This window comes from Psychrosphaera sp. (genome assembly GCF_982872775.1).
On the sequence record NZ_CEYNSH010000049.1, the window covers coordinates 19024 to 20178 of the forward strand.

Below are 1155 nucleotides of genomic sequence, written 5' to 3' on the forward strand. Positions count from 1 at the left end.
CGATTACAGCAAGCACTCATCAAACACATCGCCAATGATCAGCCTGTCGTTTTAGTCGCCAAATCATATGGTGGAATCGTTGCAAGGCGCACCGTGGCTCGCAACCAAACAAGCAGCCAAACGAATAACCGAATCAATTTACAAAGCTTAATCTTGCTGGACTCGGCTCATGAAAACCAACATGGCATCTTAAGCGGAAAACTCGACCCTATTCCAGACTCAGTCAAAAATTGGCAGTACGCTAATGCGATAGTAGGTTTTGCGGCCATTAGAAACCTATTCAAAAGTTATGATAACCCAACGGATAAACGTGTAGACCAGTATTACTCCAGTCTGCGCTACGCTCATGTTCTGTCGACGTACCGCAACGAAAAAGGCTTTTATACGCCGTTAACAGAATTTAACTATAACTTTAAAGATTTAAAACTCGTTGTACTAAGCCACGACCCAGAAGCTTATGCGAATAACCCTCGCTTTTCTGCCGTTACCAAAGACTGGGCTGAAATGCAGGCGAGCATTGCGTCATTGTCTAACAACTCAATTCATGAAGTTGTTAAGGGTTCTACTCATAACATGTCCGCCGATGCACCGGAGGTTGTTATTGCCATAGTCCTAGAGTCAATAGAAGAAATTACCGCCGCGAAAATTGATTTTGAGCCTCTCGTCAAACAGCTCAAACAAACCAAACAATTATCAAAGCTGCCCTCTGGTACTTCTATTGCAGTCGTTAAAGGAGACAAATAATCTTTGAAACCCACATCGGTTTTGCGGATATTGAGAAGGAGCGGGAAGTAAATGGTGACACACCCTACTATATCGCGGCTGCAACTAAACCATTTGTCGCCCTTAATGCTTTATCAGACGTGCATACTCTTTTAATTAGTGATGAACTCTACACTTAATTTACGGTTTAATTGTCGCCATTGGTAAACCCTCTTTGACTAACTACAATGTTAATTAGACCAAGTAAGGCCCTAGATAAATTGAGTGACCCTAGCCGAAATGAATGAAAAGCAAATCAAAAGAAAACAGCAGTTAGACAAAACACGGCGTCAAATATCCGAGGCCAAACAGCAACAGCTTAAGCTTCGTGACCTTGTCAGAGAGTATGTTGCACAGCGCCCTGAAGTTACGGTTAAAGTGATACGTCAGTGG

At 42.8% G+C, this 1155-nt stretch carries 2 protein-coding genes; both read left to right on the plus strand.

The window, feature by feature from the left end; genetic code table 11:
- A partial coding sequence (locus tag AC4E96_RS12250; protein ID WP_490256016.1) for a hypothetical protein occupies nucleotides 1–744 on the plus strand: 744 nt, incomplete at its 5' end.
- Nucleotides 745–773: 29 nt separating this feature from the next.
- Nucleotides 774–902, plus strand: a complete 129-nt coding sequence (locus AC4E96_RS12255; protein WP_490256017.1) for a hypothetical protein — start codon at nucleotides 774–776, stop codon at nucleotides 900–902.
- Nucleotides 903–1155 lie beyond the last annotated feature (253 nt).